Here is a 17321-nt window from a genome sequence, read left to right as displayed (position 1 = left end):
AGATTCCGGTTAATTATAGTTTTATGTTTTTATATCAATTTGGGTTTGATATTGTTACCCTTGTTTATAAAGTTTCTTTTTTTTAACATGTTTTATAATGCTATATCAAATTGTTTTATAAATTGTTACACTTGTTTTTAATTTTATTTTAAAAGGCATTTATCTTCAAATAGATTTCCGTCTTCGTCTAAGGCAACCAAAATGTTTCTTTTCTTTGAAAGTATGATGCTTAAATAAAACCAGACAATTGACCAAAGCCCGAATGTGATGCAAGTAAGAAACAGGTGTAAAGGATGATTGATTTCTTTTTTAGTTTTGCACAAAACAGCATAAGGCAATTTTTCGTTATGCTCCACGATCACAAAACCATTTCTTGTTTTGGCTGAAAGCATCTTATTAAATCGATCCAGATTTTTCTCGTCTATAAATTGATAAGTTTCCATTTCTTTTAATTTTTATAATTTGTTTTAGAAAAGGTTTTTGCCACGAATGAGCACGAATTTTAAATTTAATGATCTGTTTAATCCCTCTAATCGGTGTGCTATATCCTATTGCATTTTATTAATGCTAAAAGGCTTTTGTTACGTTATATCAACTTGATTTGTTAATTGTTACCCTATAATGTGAAATTTATTTCCAATTGTTTTCTAAATTAGCTACAAAAAGTTTTTTTATGGGCAAAACGAGAATTCATCCTGATCAAATGTATATTGAAGGACTTGCTGCAAATGACTCAGCAATCATTCAGACGATTTACAAAAAGTTCGTTCCCAAAGTGGTAATGTTCATTATGAATAATTCAGGAGATAAGGAACATGCGCAGGATGTTGTTCAGGAGATTATGATTTTACTTTTTAATCAGGCCAAAGCCAATACACTACATTTGACTTGTCCTTTTGATGCTTACTTTTTTTTACTATGCAAAAGAAAATGGCTGAACGAACTCAAAAAAACATCTAATAAAGGGGTAACAATCAATGAAGATGTTTTATCTATGAATGAATCTGCGCTTAAATTGATTACCAACACAGAAGAGTTTGATGAAAAACAGCAGCTTTTTGATGCGATGTTTCTAAAATTAGGAGACAAATGTCAGGAGTTATTAAAACTGAGTTTCACCACTAAAACGATGGAAGAAGTGGCTGAGAAGCTTAACGTTACTTACGGCTACGTTCGCAAAAAGAAATCGTTATGTGTGGGACAATTGACGCAGTGGATTCAGGAAGCCAAAAATTTTAAATCGCTAAAAAATAATTAGTCATGAATGAAGAACGCTATATAGTATTCGATCAATATCTTCACGGAGAAATGACGGCTGAGGAAAAAGATAGTTTTGAAAAACAATTGTCTGAAGACCATGAATTGTCCTCGGAGTTTGAAACCTTCAAAGAAGTACAGTTACGCCTTACAACTAAATTTGAATTTGAAGCAGAAAGAGAAGCGTTTAAAACAAATCTAACGGCAATATCAGACAAGCATTTCAATACCAGTAAGCCAAAAGTCGTTTTAATGCGTCCGTGGTATTATGCAGCAGCAGCGTCTGTTATTATCTTATTCGGATTGTTCTTTTTTGATTATAATAATCCAACTTTTGCTGATTATGATAACCCTGAAACGGCTGCATTTGTAGAAAGAGGTGATACCAATGCAAATTTGAAAGAAGCGCAAGCAGCATTTAACGATGGGAGATACGCAGCAGCAATTCCGCTTTTTGAGGCAATTCTAAAAGAAAACAAAACACCCGAAATTCAATATTTTTATGGGGTTTCTTTGCTGGAAGAAAGCAAATATCCGAAAGCTGAAGCTGTTTTTAACGAATTGATATCAGGAACATCTGTTTATAAAGAAAAAGCAAAATGGAGTCTGGCTTTGTCTAAATTAAAACAGAAAAAATATACCGAATGTAAGGAAGTCTTGCAGACCATTTCGCAGGATTATGAAAACTATGACGATGTTGAGCATCTTCTGGATGAACTGGATTAAAAATAACATGTCACAAAAGACACAAAGATTCGCAAAGAGGTAAAATACTTTGCGGTTTTTTTTTGTCAATTTTTGTGGCAAACTTACATTTTAATTTGCTTATTTTTGTGGACTTGGACTTCGCTCGGCCTGATAAAACAAGAAAAAAATCCGTGCTAATCCGCGTTTTCACGAAGTGAATCCATGTCGTCCGTGTGCCATCACTTCGACTCCGCTCAGTCTGACAAATATGGCACATATAAAAAAATCCGTTTTGATCCGCGTTTTAACGGAGTGAATTGGTGTCATCCGTGTACCATTTACCGCCATTCCATTCAAATTGGAAAGTGTTTAATATTATCGTAATTTTGAACCTTTTAAAAATAATACGATTCAATTTTGACACCAATAATTACTGATACCCATACGCATTTATATTCTGAAGAGTTTGATCAGGATCGCGACGAGATGATGCAAAGAGCCATAAATGCCGGAGTAACACGCTTTTTTATTCCTGCTATCGATGCTGCCGCGACACAATCGATGTACGATTTAGAGCAAAATTATCCGGATTACGTATTCCTGATGATGGGTTTGCATCCCACTTACGTGAAAGATAATTACGAAGAAGAGCTGAAACATGTCGAAACCGAACTGGCAAAAAGAAAGTTTTATGCCGTTGGCGAAATCGGAATCGATTTGTATTGGGATAAAACGCATCTTAAAGAACAGCAAATTGCTTTTAAGAGACAAATTCAGTTAGCAAAACACTATAAATTACCAATCGTAATTCATTGTCGTGAAGCCTTTGACGAAATTTTTGAAATTCTCGAAGAAGAGAAGTCAGATGATTTGTTCGGAATTTTTCATTGTTTTTCCGGAACACATGAACAAGCACTTCAGGCGATTTCTTACAATATGAAGTTGGGAATTGGTGGGGTTGTGACTTTTAAAAACGGAAAAATAGATCAGTTTTTAAATCAGATAGCTCTAAAACATATCGTTTTAGAGACAGATTCGCCTTATTTAGCGCCAATTCCGTATCGTGGAAAACGTAATGAAAGCAGCTATTTGGTAAATGTTATTAGCAAATTGGCCGATATATATGACGTTTCTGAAGAAGAAATAGCGAATCGAACTACTCAGAATTCTAAAGACGTTTTTGGGATTTAATATATACCTTACAATAGTTTAATTTTTTTTTTGTTCTTTTGCCCACTTAAAACCAATATAGATAATGCAGAGATTTGATGCCATTCGACCGTTTTATGATTCTGAAATAAATGAAGCACTTCATGATGTTGCCAATCATCCGATGATGAAAACCATGATGAACTTTACTTTTCCGGAAGTAGAAGATGAGGTTTGGAAAGAGCAACTTAAAAAAACACATTCAATTCGTGATTTTCAATGCAACTTTATTTATAATACAATACAAAGAGTTCTGGAGAAAAGTTCTGAAGGACTTACCACTTCAGGATTTGAGAAGCTGGAAAAAAATACGTCTTACTTATTTATTTCTAATCATAGAGATATCCTGTTAGACACCACCTTATTAAATGTTTGTTTGTTCGAGCATGGTTTGGTCATGACAGCATCTGCTATTGGAGATAATCTGGTAAAAAAAGCATTTTTAAGCACGTTGGCAAAACTGAATAGAAACTTTTTGGTTTTAAGAGGTCTGACGCCAAGAGAAATGTTGCAGAGCTCAAAATTGTTAGCAGAATACATCGGGCAATTACTGCTTCGCGAAAACCGTTCGGTTTGGATCGCACAAAGGGAAGGACGTACCAAAGACGGAAATGATGAAACCAATCCCGGAGTTCTAAAAATGATCGGAATGGGGTCTGATGAACCTAATTTAATGGATTATTTTAAGAAATTAAAGGTTGTTCCGGTTTCTATTTCCTACGAATACGACCCTACTGATGTGTTGAAAATGCCACAATTAATGGCAGAAGCAAATAATGAGGTGTATGTTAAAGAAAAAAATGAAGATTTCATGACCATTTTAAGTGGTATCATGGGAACTAAGAAAAGAATACACATTTCTGTTGGAGATGTTCTGGATACTGAAATTGATCAGATTGTTGCTGAAAACGACAATGCCAACAAACAAATTCAGGCTTTGGCACAAGTTATTGACGATTCGATTTTAAAGAATTATCATTTATGGCCAACAAATTTTATTGCTTACGATATTTTAAACGGAACGGATAGATTTTCTCATTTGTATAAAGAGAGTGAGAAATCTTTGTTTGAGCGTCGTTTAGAAATGCGTATCGGGAATACGGATAATCCAGTAGCAAGACAAGGATTTTTGGCCATGTATGCGAATCCTGTAGTCAATAAATTAAAATACCAGGATGTCATCTAAAGCTAAAATATTGCTAATCTATACTGGTGGAACCATTGGTATGAGCAAAGATTTTGAGACAGGCGCACTCAAAGCCTTCAACTTTGGTAAATTATTGCAAAAAATACCTGAAATCAAACAATTAGATTGTGAGATTGAAACCGTTTCATTCGAAAACCCAATAGATTCATCGAACATGAATCCGGCAGAATGGACAAAAATTGCTGAAATCATCGAGGAAAATTACAATGCTTTTGATGGTTTTGTAGTTCTTCATGGTTCAGATACGATGTCTTATTCGGCTTCGGCATTGAGTTTTATGTTAGAGAATTTAGCAAAACCAGTTGTGTTTACAGGTTCTCAATTGCCAATTGGAGATCTTCGTACCGATGCTAAAGAAAACCTGATTACAGCGATTCAGATTGCGTCTTTGCAAGAAAACGGAAAACCGGTAATTACCGAAGTTTGTTTGTATTTTGAATATAAATTGTACCGAGGAAACCGAACTTCTAAAGTAAATGCCGAACACTTTAAAGCTTTTACAGCACCAAATTACCCTGAATTGGTAGAATCTGGTGTTCACTTAAAATTAAACCGACATTTATTTCTTCCTATAAAAGAAAATGCCAATCTAATTGTCCACAAGAATTTAGACAATCACGTTGCAATTATAAAAATGTTCCCGGGAATGAGCGAAGTTGTTTTGTCTTCGATCCTCGCTATTAAAGATCTAAAAGGAATTGTTCTCGAAACATACGGTTCCGGAAATGCCCCAACCGAAGATTGGTTTTTGAATTTGATTCAGAAAGCGATTCAGTCTGGTTTGCACATCGTAAATGTTACGCAATGTTCTGCCGGAAGTGTAAACATGGGACAATACGAAACCAGTACCGCCTTAAAATCTCTTGGCGTGATCTCCGGAAAAGACATTACTACAGAGGCCGCCATCACAAAACTAATGTATTTGTTGGGACATAATATTCCTCAAGCCGAATTTAAAACGATATTTGAAACAGCTTTACGCGGGGAAATTTCCTTGTAAATAGAAAAATCCTAATATTTTAAATTCCAAATTCAAAACTGATAACTCAAGATTGGAATTTTTTAATTTTTATAAGGAACCTCACAAGTTCCGAACTCTTCCTGAGAACTGCGGTTTTTGTAATACACATAAACAATTACAGAGAGAATACATATAATTCCCTGAATCGCAACCGTATTTCTTGTTCCAATGATGTGAGAAACATATCCAATAATCAAACTTCCCACAGGAATCATTCCCTGATAGGCCATTAAATAATAACTAATACTTCTGGATCTCATATTAACCGTACTTTGTGTCTGAATGTAAATGTTGATTGATGAGGTCTGTGCCATCATACCCACGCCGCTGAGAGCCATACAAATAAGCGCGACAGTTAAACTATTTGAATACGCCAGTATAATAATGCTAAAACCTAATAATAAGCTGGCAGCGATCATTATTTTACCCATATTATCTGCTTTTTTAAGATTGGCCAGATAAATTGCAGAAACAATAGACCCAATTCCGGCGGCACTTTCGAACCAACTAAAAGTCTGGGCATTTCCGTTGAAAATATCTTTGGCAAAAACAGGCATTAAGGTGTTGAAAGAAATTACGAACAAACTGCTGCACATTAACATTAGAAGCATTTTGGCCATCTCGGTTTCTTTTTTAACGTAATCCAAACCTTCAATAAAATCATCCAGCATTTTCATTTTATCGGTGGCTTTGATATGCGGTGTGATTTTCATCATCAATAAAGAAATCAAAACAGGAATATAGCTCAGGAAGTTCCCAATAAAACAGATGTCTTCACCATAATTGTGCAAAATGATTCCGGCCAGAGCAGGTCCGGCAATTCGGGCAAAATTATTTAAAGTGGAGTTTAAGGCAACAGCATTGGGTAAATCTTCTTTATTGTCTACGATCTCAATCATCATCGTTTGTCGACAAGTCATATCGAAGGAATTGATGATGCCCTGAATTAAACTCAGTGCCAATATAAAGTTGATGTTGTATATTTTTAAGTAAATCATTAAAGCCAAAGCACCAGCCTGAAGCATGGCTAAAGATTGCAATACAATCATGGCTTTATGTCTGTCGTAACGACCAATAATGCTTCCGGCCAAAGGTGCCAGAAACAGCGATGGAATCATGCTTAAAAAAGTAGCCAATCCTAATAAGAAAACAGAACCGGTAACGCTGTAAACCATCCAACTTACGGCTGTTTTTTGAAGCCAGGTTCCGATTACTGAAACAAATTGTCCGTAAAAGAATAACTTGAAGTTTTTTGATTTTAACGCTTTAAACATGATGCCTGATATTTTTTTACAAAGTTCGGAATTAGTATTTCATTAGAAAAATTAATAATTTTACTGATAATAAGTATTAAAACTTATCGATATGGAAATCTACCAATTACAATATTTTATTAAAACAGCTGAAGTACTGCATTTTACGAAAGCTGCCGAGTTGTGTTTCGTCACACAATCCGGCTTGTCGCAACAGATAAAAAAATTAGAAGAGGAACTCGGAATGCCTTTGTTTGTAAGGATTGGTAAAAAAGTTCAGCTTACCGAAGCGGGATCAGTTTTTCTGATTCACGCCAAACAAGTTATCGAAAATGTGCAAAGCGGTAAGCAGGCTATCGATGATTTGAACGAAATGATTGGCGGCGAATTACGAATTGGCGTAACCTATATTTTTGGACTTTTGGTTTTGCCAATCGTCAACTTGTTTGCCAAAACATATCCTAATTTAAAAATTGTGGTTGAATATGGCTCAACTGAACCTCTGGAAACTAAGTTACTGAATAACGAGTTAGATTTGGTTTTGGTCATTTCATCCAAAGAAATAAAAGAAACCATTCAGAAAATCCCATTATTTACTTCAAATCTGGTAATGGCAGTTGCAAAAACACATCCGCTGGCATCTTTGGATAAAATCTCCTTTAGAAAAATAGGCGAATACCCCCTTGTTTTGCCCGTAAGAGGATTCAGTTCAAGAGAATTTCTGGATGAATTGTTTTTAAAGAATAATATGAAACCCAAAGTTTCGATAGAATTAAATGCGGTTCATGCCCTTTTGCAATTGGTAGAAGAAAGTGACTGGGTAACAATTGTAACTGAAAAAGCCCTAAAAGGCTGGGATAATTTAAAAGCAATAGCCATTACAGGAGTACCTACTCAAAGAGATTCGTTTATGTTAACGATCGAAGGCGCATATCAAAAAAAGGCCGTAAAACTCTTTATGGAAGAATTTAGAAAAAGTATGTAAAATAATGTAAATTCACACCACAAAAAAAAGTTTGCCACGAATTTCACGAATTACCCGAATGCTAAACTGTCTATTAGTTTTGGACTTATAAAAATTAGTGCAAATTCGTGAAATTCGTGGCGAAAAATAAAATTAAAAGTTCTTATAAAACTAATCTTGATTTTGTTTTTCTAAGTCAGATTTTTTTATGTTATTTGCAGACCAATTTAGAGAGGTGTCCGAGTGGTTGAAGGAGCTAGCCTGGAAAGCTAGTATATGGGTAACTGTATCGTGGGTTCGAATCCCATCCTCTCTGCAATTTTTTTTTAAGTTAAATAATACCAAACCCCGAAATCTGTATTTCGGGGTTTTTTTATTAACTTTCTCCAATTAGCAGATCTATTGTTTCTGTTGTAATGATCCCAATGAAAAACTTCTTTTTAAGATGGAAAAACAAGAATTTATTTTTTACAATACTGTTGATGGAAAGTCTAATGTAGTTCTTCTCGCTAGAGATGGAGATGTATGGATGAACCAAAATCAACTGGCAGAACTTTTTGACACCTCTAAGCAAAATATAAGTCTATATATTATAAATGTCTTTAAAGAGAAGGAGTTAGATGAAGATTCAGTTGTAAAGGATTACTTGACAACTGCTTCTGATGTATTACTAAAAATTAAAACTAATTCTCTGCATTAAAAAAAAATGTAAATATCTTAGTTTTTAGATTGTTACGGATTTTGAATTTTTAAATATGTATTATGGAATTATCAAAATCTTTGTTTTAAATTTTTTATTTAATATCTATTTATTGCTGTTAACTTACCGTCTTCAAAGTGATAATATGAATTCCCATAAATATAAGTCCAATAAACAGTATATTGTGTTTCAGAAGATATAGTATCATCTGCGTTGCCTAAAATACTGACGAGGTCAGAAATACTCATTCCTATTTTAATTGTTTTTTTAGGTAGTTTTACATAGAATTTAGATTCCACTTTATAAATATTACAATCGATTTCTACTTCTGCGTAATCATCATATTTTTTAATAAGATCTAAAGAAGCTCCGTGTCCGTAAAACTTAAAAAGTTTACCATTATTATCGTAAATTTCTGTATCATTATTAACAGTTAATTTTTCCTGTGCATTTAGTAAAAATGAAATAAAAAATAACCAACTAAATATAAATATTTTCATCATTTTCAAATTTTTATTTTCCAAATCTAACACATTAAAATAAAATTTTATTACGGTTTTCCTTAATTAATCTTAAGTATATTGTAAAAGTCTTATTTTTTACTATTGTAATACTTCTTTAATGTTATGTTTTATTTACACCACCGGAATATAAATATCAAATTTAGCCCCGTGATGGCGTTTACCGGTTGCGGTAATAACTCCGCTATGATTTTCTACAATTTTTTTAGCAATAGCAAGACCAATTCCGGTTCCTTTATAATCACTTTTGTTATTTAGTTGCTGGAACATCTCGAAAACCCGGTTTTCAAACTGAGGATCAAAGCCAATACCGTTATCCGTTATAATGATATGGCAATAATCTGCCGATGATTTATTTTTTTTTGTTTTGGGTTTTGTATAAAGAGTTTCAATCGTAATATGAGGTGATTTTTCTTTTGTTGAGAATTTTAGAGAATTACTTACCAAATTGCATATTAATTGATCAAATTGTGTTGGAATTATAAAAGCACTACAATTTCCGGATATTTCGATAATTGCTTTTTTGGCCGTTATTTCTTTCTTTAAATCTTCAAGAACTTTATTTATAATATCATTAAGATTGACGTTTTCGAATTTTTTTTCCGTTACACTTGTTCGTGAGTACGTTAGCAAATCGTTTATAAGTGCTTGCATATGAAAAGCAGAAACTTCGATACGGTCAAAATAAAACTTTCCTTTCTCGGTTAAATTTTGATGTTCATCAGTCGTAATTCTGTTCGCAAAAACCTGTATTTTTCGCAAAGGTTCCTGCAGGTGATGACTTGATATATAGGTAAATGCCTGAAGTTCGTTATTGGCAAGAATTAATTCTGAAGCACGTTTTTCTTTTTCATTGTTCTGAAAAGTAAGTTCTTCATTGGCGATAAGAAGTTCGGCAGCGCGATTTTCTTTTTCCTGATTCTGATAGGCGAGTTCAGCATTGGCAATCACAAGTTCGGCAGCACGTTTTTCTTTTTCTTTATTCTGAAAGGTCAGCTCTTTGTTGGCAATCACCAATTCAGAGGCACGATCTTCTTTTTCCTTATTTTGATACGCGAGTTCTGTATTGGCTATAACAAGTTCCGCCGCACGTTTTTCTTTTTCATTATTTTGAAAAGTAAGTTCGGCATTGGCAATAAGAAGTTCTGCTGCACGTTTCCCTTTTTCCTTGTTTTGGTATGCAAGTTCTATATTCGCTAAAACAAGTTCAGCAGCCCGTTTTTCTTTTTCATTATTCTGGAATGTGAGCTCTTTATTCGCAATAACAAGTTCTGCGGCACGATCTTCTTTTTCTTGGTTTTGATACGCCAGTTCTGCATTCGCAATAATCAATTCTGCGGCACGTTTTTCTTTTTCTTTATTTTGAAAAAGAAGCTCAGAGTTGGCAATACTCAATTCATCTGCCCGTTTTTGTTTCTCTTTATTCTGATAAGCGAGTTCTGTATTGGCAATAACAAGTTCCGCAGCACGATCTTCTTTTTCCTGATTTTGATATGCTAATTCAGCATTTGCTATAACCAATTCAGCAGCGCGTTTTTCTTTTTCCTTATTTTGAAAGGCAAGTTCAGTATTGGCAATAATTAACTCTGCTGCACGTTTTTTTCGTTCTTCTATTTGTTGGGCTAGCCTGTTATTAACAAGCAATAATTCATCGTTATGATTTGTTTTATTCTTGTCAGGAAACGTAGTGGTATCAGGCGGAATAATCTTTTTTTCAGTCATGTTTTCGCGCGCATTTGTTCAAATATAACCTAACTGAATTGAATGTCTTTGGTTTAAATACAATAAGTGAATTTATAATGGGAAAATAGCGATACCACTCAAAACATATAATTTATTATTGTAGGTTTTTTCTTTTTTTTAATTAATTCGGTTAAGATTTGAGTTTTTTTTCAGGAATAGAAAATCCTTTTTAAATGCGGTTTTTACTGGATGTGTATGGTTTTTGGGTGATTTAAATCGAAAAATAATTTCAAAGACATGAAACATTTTAATAGTGCGCTCGTCTTGATTGAAAACCCTGGAAATTTCTGATTTACAAAAGGACCCAATCAGTAAAATGAAATGACAGGTAATCATCAATCAAATTAATCAAATCAATCAATCATGAAATTTTTTTCCCCGAAATCGCTAGTAATTTTATTTGTACTTAGTTTAGTAAGTATTTCTGCCCATTCGCAAAACCAAATGGCAACAGATAGTATCGATCTTTTTCTAAAAGATAAAATGGAACAACTTCATATTCCAGGTCTTCAAATTGCCGTTGTTCAACATGGGAAAATAGTAAAACAAACCCATTATGGAGTTGCCAATATCGAAAATTCGGTTACCGTAACAGATCAAAGTATGTTCTCTATTAATTCTTGTACAAAAGCATTTGTGGGAGTTGCCATTATGCAGCTTCAGGAGGAGGGAAAACTAAATATTAATGATCCTATTTCGAAATATATAGATGATTTGCCTGTTGCCTGGAAAGCAGTAACCATCAAACAATTGTTTGCTAATATATCCGGACTTGCAAATATTATCGATGAAAGAGAGAACTTATTGGCGGATACTGAAAATGGTTCCTGGGAAAAGGTTAAAACATTACCAATGGAATTTAATACAGGAGATCATTTTAGTTATAATCAAACTGGATATGTTATCATTGGCAAGATTATTAATAAAGTAAGTGGTATGCATTTTACCAAGTTTATTGAAGATCGTCAGTTTAAAGTAGCAGGAATGAAACAAACCCGTTTTGGCGATTCGAATGATATTATTCCGCATTCAGCTGGTGCTTACACCACTCAGGATGTCGTAAACGGACGATGGATTACGACTGATGAAATAAGAAGTAGTTATGCTAAATTCCCGGAGTTCTTTAGAACCTGTACCGGAATAATTTCTACGTCGGGCGAAATTGCACAGTGGATTATAGCGTTACAAAATGGTGTTTTATTAAAACAAAAAACCAGTTTAGATGTGCTTTGGCAACCTGCAATTTTAAATAACGGTCGTGTAGGCGGATTTAATAAGTTAGTAAATGGATATGCATTAGGCTGGCCAACAGTTACCAGAGAAGAACATCCAGCTTTTGGGCCTATTGGCGGTATGCGATCTGCATTTTTTGTTTATCCAAAAGACGATCTTTCTATTGTTGTCCTGACGAATCTTCAGGGCGCAAATCCGGAATGGTTTATAGATGAAATTGCAGGTTATTATATTCCGGCTATAAAAGAATCAAACGGATTTGGATTATCTCCTTCATTAAAAAAACTAAGAAAGGAATTAATGAAACAGCACTATAACAACGCATTAAAAATTGCAGAAAGTTTAAAAAAGTCTGATTCTGGATTTGTTCTTGGAGAAAATGAGCTGAATGATTTTGGATATAAATTATTAGGAGAAAAGAAGCAAATAGAAGCTTTAAAAATTTTCAAGCTAAATGTGGATCTGTATCCAAAAAGCGGAAATACTTATGATAGTTATGCTGAGACGCTGGCTGGTTTAGGCAATAAAAAAGAAGCCATAAAAAATTATAAAACAGCTTTTCAACTGAATCCGAAGAATACAAATGCCCAGCAACAAATAAAGAAATTGGAAAGTATGTAGAATAATATTTTTCGATTTAAATTAAAACCCCTTGCAAATAATTTACAAGGGGTTTTAATTTAGATTAAAAAAAAAGAATTTATTTTCCTTTTAATAATTTCTCCAAATATTCGTTTTTGTCTTTTTCAGACTGAAGCAAACGCTCATAAAGCTTTTCTTTTTCTTCGTAAACCTCAATTAACTTATCTAAAGGATTAAAAGTACAATCATTATAATGTTTGTTAAAAGCTCCATGATCGTAAATGTTATTAAAATAATTGATTACGGCTTCTTCCGAAAAATTTTTAATTGCTTCAACAGTCATTCCAAGTGCTTTTGCCACTTCTTTAAGTTTCTCTTCGTCTATATTTTCGCTATTTTCCATAGCCGAAATTGCTTGCTGATTTGTTCCCAAAGCCTGTGCAAGTGCTTCTTGTTTCATGTCTTTAAGTTCACGAATACGGCTTATTTTTCGCCCTATATGATATGGTTTTGTTGTTGCGCTCATAAATCAAAGGTATTTAAAATTTTTAATAAAAATATATTTTAGTAAAAAACAGGCTTATTTTTGTAAGATACCGCCTTCATTTTAAAATCTAAAACCTATAGCTTAATCTCAAACAAACTAAAAGAACCTTCTTTATAATGTTCCGGTAATTCGCTTGTCCATTCGATAGTGCTGATTCCTTTGTAATCGAAACCACAGCTGGTGTAGTATTTGTTTATTCTTTCGCTTCCGCTATGCGTGTCAAGCCTTATGTATTCTTTACCGTTTTCTTTGGCGTATGTTTTTACCCATTTTATAATTTTTTTGACATACGATTGTCCTCTGAATTTTGGGTTTGTTGCAATACGATGAAGATAAACAGCAGGATCTTGTGCCGCTTCTTTCCAGATGATTAAATCATTAAAAGTAAGCACAAATGTACAGGCAACTTCGTTTTCTTCTTTGATGATAAAATGACGATTTTCTGCAATTTCTTTTTCGATTAGAGACCTTTCAAAACCTCTCCAGCTTTTATTGTTAACTGTTTTTTGATAAGATGTAGCGGCATTATAAATATCGAAAACGGCATCGATATCAGCGTTTGTAGTTTTAAAAAATTCCATTATTAGGCTTTATTCTGTAGATTAATCAATTCCTCAAAGGTAAAATTTCATTGTCTTAAAGTCTGTAAAATTTTTCGTTTTAACTTTTTTTACCAGAATCCAGCCAAACAACATTTTGTTCAGATTCATGATCCTGACCGATAATATCGCGATACAATTCTGGTCTTCTTGCTTTTATATAACGGTTTCCTCCCGCCTGAATATTTTTTTCAGGAGTAATTATAGCTGTTGCAAAAGAGTCATCAAAAGAGCGACATTCGGCTAAAATATCTCCAAAAGGGTCAACAATCATCGAGCAGCCATTTTTTAATTGGTCATCGTCCATACCAATTGGGTTCGAAAATACCGCATAAATCGCATTATCATATGCTCTTGCAGGAAGCCATTTCATAAGCCAGTCGCGACCTTTCATTCCGTCAAACTCTAATCGTAAAGAAGTAGGATCGGCTTCCCGGTTTTGCCAAAGCTCAGGGGCAACAAAACCAGCACCAGGTCGGGTCGAAGGTGTACACATCGTAACGTGAGGCATGAAAATAATTTCAGCACCCAGAAGTTTTGTAGCTCTTACATTTTCAATAATATTATTATCGTAGCAAATTAGGATTCCGCATTTCCAGCCTTTAATTTCAAAAATGCAATAACGATCACCGGGAGTTAGATGGGGATTTATAAAGGGATGCAGTTTTCTGTATTTGGCAACCAGACCATTTTTATCGACACAAACATAAGCTTTGAAAAGATTGTCGTTTTCGTCTTTTTCAAAAAGTCCGGCCAGAATTACAATATCATTATTCTTGGCAATTTCGGTCAATTTTAAAATGCTTTCTCCAGTTGGGATAATTTCTGCCAAATCCAGCATTTGTTCTTTTGATAAATGTCTTGCAAATGTATATCCGGTTATCGAACATTCATGAAACGAAATGACGTCGCAACCTTCCTTAGCTGCTTTTTCAGAGAGTTCTTTTATTACAGATAAGTTATAGTTTTTATCACCGCTTTTATTCTCGAACTGCGCTGTGGCTATTTTTAGATTTTTCATATAGTACGCTTTTAATTGAAGCCAAAATTAGCGTTCAGAAAAATCTATAAATTGTATAAAACCGACATTTTAAAATGTAGCAGGAAGTGTTTTGATAAGATTGTTGGTTAATTTTCCAGGAGTAAGCAAATATTCTCTTGGGGATATTCCGGTATGTTTTTTAAAGTCTTTGATCAGATGAGACTGATCTGAGAATCCCGCATCATAACAAATTGTAGTCAGATTGGTGTCATCAGATTTGTTTTTTAGTAATTTCAGGAAATGATGTAGTCTTATAACGTTACCAAATTTCTTCGGGTTTAATCCAATACATTCTTTAAATTTTCTTTCCAAATGTCTTTCTGTATAACCCGTATAGTTCACCAGTTGCTTTACAGAAAACAGACCTTTGTTGGCAATGATAAAATCTAAAGAACTGTTTATTATCAGTGGACTGGAGAGTGATTTTTTATTTGCCAGTTTTCTGAAAAACTGATTTAAAAGTTCAATCTTTCCCTGATTATTATCTTCTGATAATTTTTCCTGAAGATCGAGGCCTTTTTGTCCCAATATAACATCAGTACCAATAATAGAATCCCGGAATTCATGGGCAGGAATTCCTAACATTTGATGTATTCCGTTGGGTTGAAAGACAACAATTATTAAAGTGATTTCAGGATCAGAATAAATGTCCTTAAAGCCATTGAGTTGCCCGTACAGAAATGATGTCGGGAGGTATTTTTTTATTTTAAGATCACTAATCTCAGAGATCAGTTTACTTTTTAAAGAGAAAACAATTCCGGTATTACCATCAGAAAAAAGTCTAAGTTTTTGAATAGCAGTTTCTTGATTGTCTAAAAAAAGATAATGTTTGATGTAAGGCGATAATTCTTTTGGTGGTGAAACTTGCATCAACGTATTGTTTAATCATTTCTGGAATACAGGTGCAAATTTAAAAAATAATATCTCAGGAATGTCTTAATTGTTTTTTAATAAATTGAGATAGCAGAATCTTTTATGCTGTTAAAATTATCCAAAAATTATTATATATTTGAAGCGTATATAAATTTTTTAATGGATTTACCCCCTTATTCGCCAGGCTTGCATAAACTGGTTACTTTACATGTCGATCAAACTCAAAAACTAACGGATAGTAAGGGTTTTGTTGCGGTTACTCATTTGATTTTAGAGAAATATGATCTTGAAAAGGTAGGTGTTATTGTTCATGATTTTGATAATAACAGCTTTACCATTTCGTTTTGCCTGAAAGAATCACATATTTGTATACATACCTGGCCAGAATACAATCAGCTTACTTTAGATGTTTATTTGTGCAATTATCAGCAGGATAATTCGCAAAAAGTACGCGATGTTATGGCAAATTATATTGCTTATTTTGAAGGAACAATTATAAAAGATTTTGAAATTAACCGTTAGTTTATGAAAGTTCCTTGTTACAATTGTGATACCGTTACTGAATTAGAAGTTGGTTTTAAAGTCGTAAATTTTGTTTGCCCCAATTGTCATAGTTTATATGAAGCTGATAGTGAAGGGCAACTCCGTTTAAGATCTAAGTTTAATTCTCAGATAAACAATTTTGCCCTTAAAATTGGGGATAAAGGAAGCTTAAAAGGAAAAGAATATATTCTTACAGGTGCTTTGGTCAAAAAAGTAACTCAAAATTATCTTTGGACAGAATATGTTTTAAAAAATGAAAAAGGAGAATTTGTTTATCTTTCTGAGTCAGATGGGAATTGGATCTTTTTAACCGAAATTGAGGAAAAATTCAATATAAAAAAACAACATCCTAAAAAAGTAGTTTACGACGGAAATCCCTATGAACTTTATGAATATTGTGATGCTGCAATAGAAAATGCCCAAGGCTATTTTGATTTTTCGCTGCCGACTAAAAAAGTTCATATGACAGAGTACATTCAGCCGCCTTTTATGATTTCTGTTGAAAGAATAGACGATGTCGAAACTGTTTTTCTTGGAGAATACATCTCGAACAGCCAAATTAGAAAAGGCTTTCCTGGAGTTCATCTGCCTTACCAAACAGGTGTAAATATTACGAAACCGTATTATTTCGATGTAAACAATACAGCTATTATATTTTGCATTTTTCTTTTAATGATCATTTCTGCAAATTGGTATATTTATAAAGATCAGATCCAACAAGTTGTATTTGAGAAAACGGTAACCTTTACTGATTTTAATGACAAAGAAATTACAAGTGATTCGTTTGTTTTAAGTGGAGGCTCGGCTCCAATGACCATTAAGGTATCGACAGATGTAGACAATTCCTGGGCAAACGTAGATGTTGCGTTGGTTGACGAAAAAACAAATGATGAAATTCATGCCAATAAAGACATTGAATATTATTCCGGCTATACTGATGGTGAAAGCTGGACAGAGGGAAGCCCGTCAGAAAAGTTTAATATTTGTGGTGTCAAGGCAGGAAAATACCATCTTTTGATTACACCCATCAAAGCACCGGAAGACTTAAGAAACAATGTGATAACCATCAGGGCAATCTGGAACGAACCTTCTAATCGAAATGTATGGCTGATTGTTATGTTTATGATCGTTGTTTATATCTTGATACGATATCTTAAAATAAATTTTGAAAAAAAGAGATGGGAATTTAGCGATTATTCACCTTACAGCGAATAACAATTATGAAAAGTATTTTGAATTTTTTTAAAAATAATATAGCCGCACTAGCAATAGGATTATTTTGCTTTGTAGCCTATTTGTATTTTGCTTATTCCGGAAACCGAATCTGCGATTGCGAAACC

18 protein-coding genes and 1 tRNA gene are annotated in these 17321 nt (G+C 33.6%); 11 read left to right on the top strand and 8 right to left on the bottom strand.

The genetic code is table 11. The features are described 5' to 3' along the window. Positions 1-143: 143 nt before the first annotated feature. Positions 144-443, bottom strand: coding sequence for a hypothetical protein (locus ACQY44_RS11555; RefSeq protein WP_428230504.1), 300 nt, complete (start codon positions 441-443; stop codon positions 144-146). Positions 444-673: 230 nt separating this feature from the next. Here ACQY44_RS11555 and ACQY44_RS11550 point away from each other — a divergent pair, with 230 nt between their 5' ends. The 5 genes from ACQY44_RS11550 (at position 674) to ACQY44_RS11530 (ending at position 5360) form a co-directional block, all read left to right on the top strand. Then, a complete protein-coding gene (locus tag ACQY44_RS11550; RefSeq protein WP_428230503.1) occupies positions 674-1258 on the top strand; it encodes an RNA polymerase sigma factor in 585 nt (194 codons plus the stop codon). A gap of 2 nt (positions 1259-1260) precedes the next feature. Beyond that, on the top strand, positions 1261-1983 hold the full coding sequence (locus ACQY44_RS11545; RefSeq protein WP_428230502.1) for a tetratricopeptide repeat protein: 723 nt from the start codon (positions 1261-1263) through the stop codon (positions 1981-1983). A gap of 378 nt (positions 1984-2361) precedes the next feature. Further along, entirely contained in the window at positions 2362-3135 is a 774-nt protein-coding gene (locus ACQY44_RS11540) for a TatD family hydrolase (protein ID WP_428230501.1), read from the top strand. A gap of 64 nt (positions 3136-3199) precedes the next feature. After that, a complete protein-coding gene (locus tag ACQY44_RS11535) occupies positions 3200-4339 on the top strand; it encodes a 1-acyl-sn-glycerol-3-phosphate acyltransferase (protein ID WP_428230500.1) in 1140 nt (379 codons plus the stop codon). Beyond that, a complete protein-coding gene (locus ACQY44_RS11530; RefSeq protein WP_428230499.1) occupies positions 4329-5360 on the top strand; it encodes an asparaginase in 1032 nt (343 codons plus the stop codon). Before ACQY44_RS11535 ends, ACQY44_RS11530 begins: the two co-directional genes overlap by 11 nt. 62 nt (positions 5361-5422) lie before the next feature. On the opposite strand, the gene ACQY44_RS11525 is transcribed toward ACQY44_RS11530, so the two are convergent. Continuing rightward, positions 5423-6655 (bottom strand): MFS transporter, encoded by a 1233-nt coding sequence (locus ACQY44_RS11525; RefSeq protein WP_428230498.1) that lies wholly within the window; start codon positions 6653-6655, stop codon positions 5423-5425. A gap of 91 nt (positions 6656-6746) precedes the next feature. Here ACQY44_RS11525 and ACQY44_RS11520 point away from each other — a divergent pair, with 91 nt between their 5' ends. The 3 genes from ACQY44_RS11520 (at position 6747) to ACQY44_RS11510 (ending at position 8298) form a co-directional block, all read left to right on the top strand. Then, positions 6747-7619: a LysR substrate-binding domain-containing protein gene (locus ACQY44_RS11520; protein ID WP_428230497.1), complete on the top strand. Its 873-nt coding sequence runs from the start codon at positions 6747-6749 to the stop codon at positions 7617-7619. A gap of 208 nt (positions 7620-7827) precedes the next feature. Next, positions 7828-7914, top strand: a tRNA-Ser gene (locus tag ACQY44_RS11515). A 129-nt stretch (positions 7915-8043) separates the two neighbouring features. Beyond that, on the top strand, positions 8044-8298 hold the full coding sequence (locus tag ACQY44_RS11510) for a DNA-binding protein (protein WP_428230496.1): 255 nt from the start codon (positions 8044-8046) through the stop codon (positions 8296-8298). A 98-nt stretch (positions 8299-8396) separates the two neighbouring features. Here ACQY44_RS11510 and ACQY44_RS11505 read toward each other — a convergent pair whose 3' ends face one another. Together ACQY44_RS11505 and ACQY44_RS11500 are read right to left on the bottom strand one after the other, a co-directional pair. After that, positions 8397-8801: a hypothetical protein gene (locus ACQY44_RS11505; RefSeq protein ID WP_428230495.1), complete on the bottom strand. Its 405-nt coding sequence runs from the start codon at positions 8799-8801 to the stop codon at positions 8397-8399. A 132-nt stretch (positions 8802-8933) separates the two neighbouring features. After that, positions 8934-10541: a sensor histidine kinase gene (locus ACQY44_RS11500; protein ID WP_428230494.1), complete on the bottom strand. Its 1608-nt coding sequence runs from the start codon at positions 10539-10541 to the stop codon at positions 8934-8936. 384 nt (positions 10542-10925) lie between these two features. On the opposite strand from ACQY44_RS11500, the gene ACQY44_RS11495 reads away from it, so the two are divergent. Continuing rightward, complete coding sequence (locus ACQY44_RS11495; protein WP_428230493.1) at positions 10926-12416, top strand: serine hydrolase; 1491 nt, start codon at positions 10926-10928, stop codon at positions 12414-12416. 79 nt (positions 12417-12495) lie between these two features. Here the strand turns inward: ACQY44_RS11495 and ACQY44_RS11490 are convergent, their stop codons facing one another. The 4 genes from ACQY44_RS11490 to ACQY44_RS11475 form a co-directional block, all read right to left on the bottom strand. Further along, positions 12496-12903: a helix-turn-helix domain-containing protein gene (locus tag ACQY44_RS11490; RefSeq protein ID WP_428230492.1), complete on the bottom strand. Its 408-nt coding sequence runs from the start codon at positions 12901-12903 to the stop codon at positions 12496-12498. Positions 12904-12998: 95 nt separating this feature from the next. Then, on the bottom strand, positions 12999-13505 hold the full coding sequence (locus tag ACQY44_RS11485; protein ID WP_428230491.1) for a GNAT family N-acetyltransferase: 507 nt from the start codon (positions 13503-13505) through the stop codon (positions 12999-13001). A gap of 79 nt (positions 13506-13584) precedes the next feature. Further along, positions 13585-14544, bottom strand: a complete 960-nt coding sequence (locus ACQY44_RS11480; RefSeq protein ID WP_428230490.1) for a nitrilase family protein — start codon at positions 14542-14544, stop codon at positions 13585-13587. Between the two features lie 69 nt (positions 14545-14613). Beyond that, complete coding sequence (locus tag ACQY44_RS11475) at positions 14614-15435, bottom strand: AraC family transcriptional regulator (RefSeq protein ID WP_428230489.1); 822 nt, start codon at positions 15433-15435, stop codon at positions 14614-14616. A 162-nt stretch (positions 15436-15597) separates the two neighbouring features. Between ACQY44_RS11475 and ACQY44_RS11470 the strand changes: the two genes are divergently transcribed. Both ACQY44_RS11470 and ACQY44_RS11465 read left to right on the top strand, forming a co-directional pair. Next, the gene (locus ACQY44_RS11470) at positions 15598-15960 is read left to right on the top strand and encodes an S-adenosylmethionine decarboxylase family protein (protein WP_428230488.1); all 363 of its coding nucleotides are present in this window, start codon (positions 15598-15600) and stop codon (positions 15958-15960) included. A gap of 3 nt (positions 15961-15963) precedes the next feature. Then, positions 15964-17196, top strand: a complete 1233-nt coding sequence (locus ACQY44_RS11465; protein WP_428230487.1) for a DUF4178 domain-containing protein — start codon at positions 15964-15966, stop codon at positions 17194-17196. Positions 17197-17321 lie beyond the last annotated feature (125 nt).

Source organism: Flavobacterium sp. (genome assembly GCF_965277525.1).
In the GTDB taxonomy this organism is placed as follows: Bacteria; Bacteroidota; Bacteroidia; order Flavobacteriales; family Flavobacteriaceae; genus Flavobacterium.
This window is presented reverse-complemented; position numbering and strand designations above follow the sequence as displayed.

What these genes read in the sequence shown, in the direction of transcription:
- ACQY44_RS11555 (WP_428230504.1), bottom strand. Translation starts at nt 443, where the DNA reads ATGGAAACTTATCAATTTATAGACGAGAAAAATCTGGATCGATTTAAT.
- ACQY44_RS11550 (WP_428230503.1), top strand. Translation starts at nt 674, where the DNA reads ATGGGCAAAACGAGAATTCATCCTGATCAAATGTATATTGAAGGACTT.
- ACQY44_RS11545 (WP_428230502.1), top strand. Translation starts at nt 1,261, where the DNA reads ATGAATGAAGAACGCTATATAGTATTCGATCAATATCTTCACGGAGAA.
- ACQY44_RS11535 (WP_428230500.1), top strand. Translation starts at nt 3,200, where the DNA reads ATGCAGAGATTTGATGCCATTCGACCGTTTTATGATTCTGAAATAAAT.
- ACQY44_RS11530 (WP_428230499.1), top strand. Translation starts at nt 4,329, where the DNA reads ATGTCATCTAAAGCTAAAATATTGCTAATCTATACTGGTGGAACCATT.
- ACQY44_RS11525 (WP_428230498.1), bottom strand. Translation starts at nt 6,655, where the DNA reads ATGTTTAAAGCGTTAAAATCAAAAAACTTCAAGTTATTCTTTTACGGA.
- ACQY44_RS11520 (WP_428230497.1), top strand. Translation starts at nt 6,747, where the DNA reads ATGGAAATCTACCAATTACAATATTTTATTAAAACAGCTGAAGTACTG.
- ACQY44_RS11510 (WP_428230496.1), top strand. Translation starts at nt 8,044, where the DNA reads ATGGAAAAACAAGAATTTATTTTTTACAATACTGTTGATGGAAAGTCT.
- ACQY44_RS11505 (WP_428230495.1), bottom strand. Translation starts at nt 8,801, where the DNA reads ATGATGAAAATATTTATATTTAGTTGGTTATTTTTTATTTCATTTTTA.
- ACQY44_RS11500 (WP_428230494.1), bottom strand. Translation starts at nt 10,541, where the DNA reads ATGACTGAAAAAAAGATTATTCCGCCTGATACCACTACGTTTCCTGAC.
- ACQY44_RS11495 (WP_428230493.1), top strand. Translation starts at nt 10,926, where the DNA reads ATGAAATTTTTTTCCCCGAAATCGCTAGTAATTTTATTTGTACTTAGT.
- ACQY44_RS11490 (WP_428230492.1), bottom strand. Translation starts at nt 12,903, where the DNA reads ATGAGCGCAACAACAAAACCATATCATATAGGGCGAAAAATAAGCCGT.
- ACQY44_RS11485 (WP_428230491.1), bottom strand. Translation starts at nt 13,505, where the DNA reads ATGGAATTTTTTAAAACTACAAACGCTGATATCGATGCCGTTTTCGAT.
- ACQY44_RS11480 (WP_428230490.1), bottom strand. Translation starts at nt 14,544, where the DNA reads ATGAAAAATCTAAAAATAGCCACAGCGCAGTTCGAGAATAAAAGCGGT.
- ACQY44_RS11475 (WP_428230489.1), bottom strand. Translation starts at nt 15,435, where the DNA reads ATGCAAGTTTCACCACCAAAAGAATTATCGCCTTACATCAAACATTAT.
- ACQY44_RS11470 (WP_428230488.1), top strand. Translation starts at nt 15,598, where the DNA reads ATGGATTTACCCCCTTATTCGCCAGGCTTGCATAAACTGGTTACTTTA.
- ACQY44_RS11465 (WP_428230487.1), top strand. Translation starts at nt 15,964, where the DNA reads ATGAAAGTTCCTTGTTACAATTGTGATACCGTTACTGAATTAGAAGTT.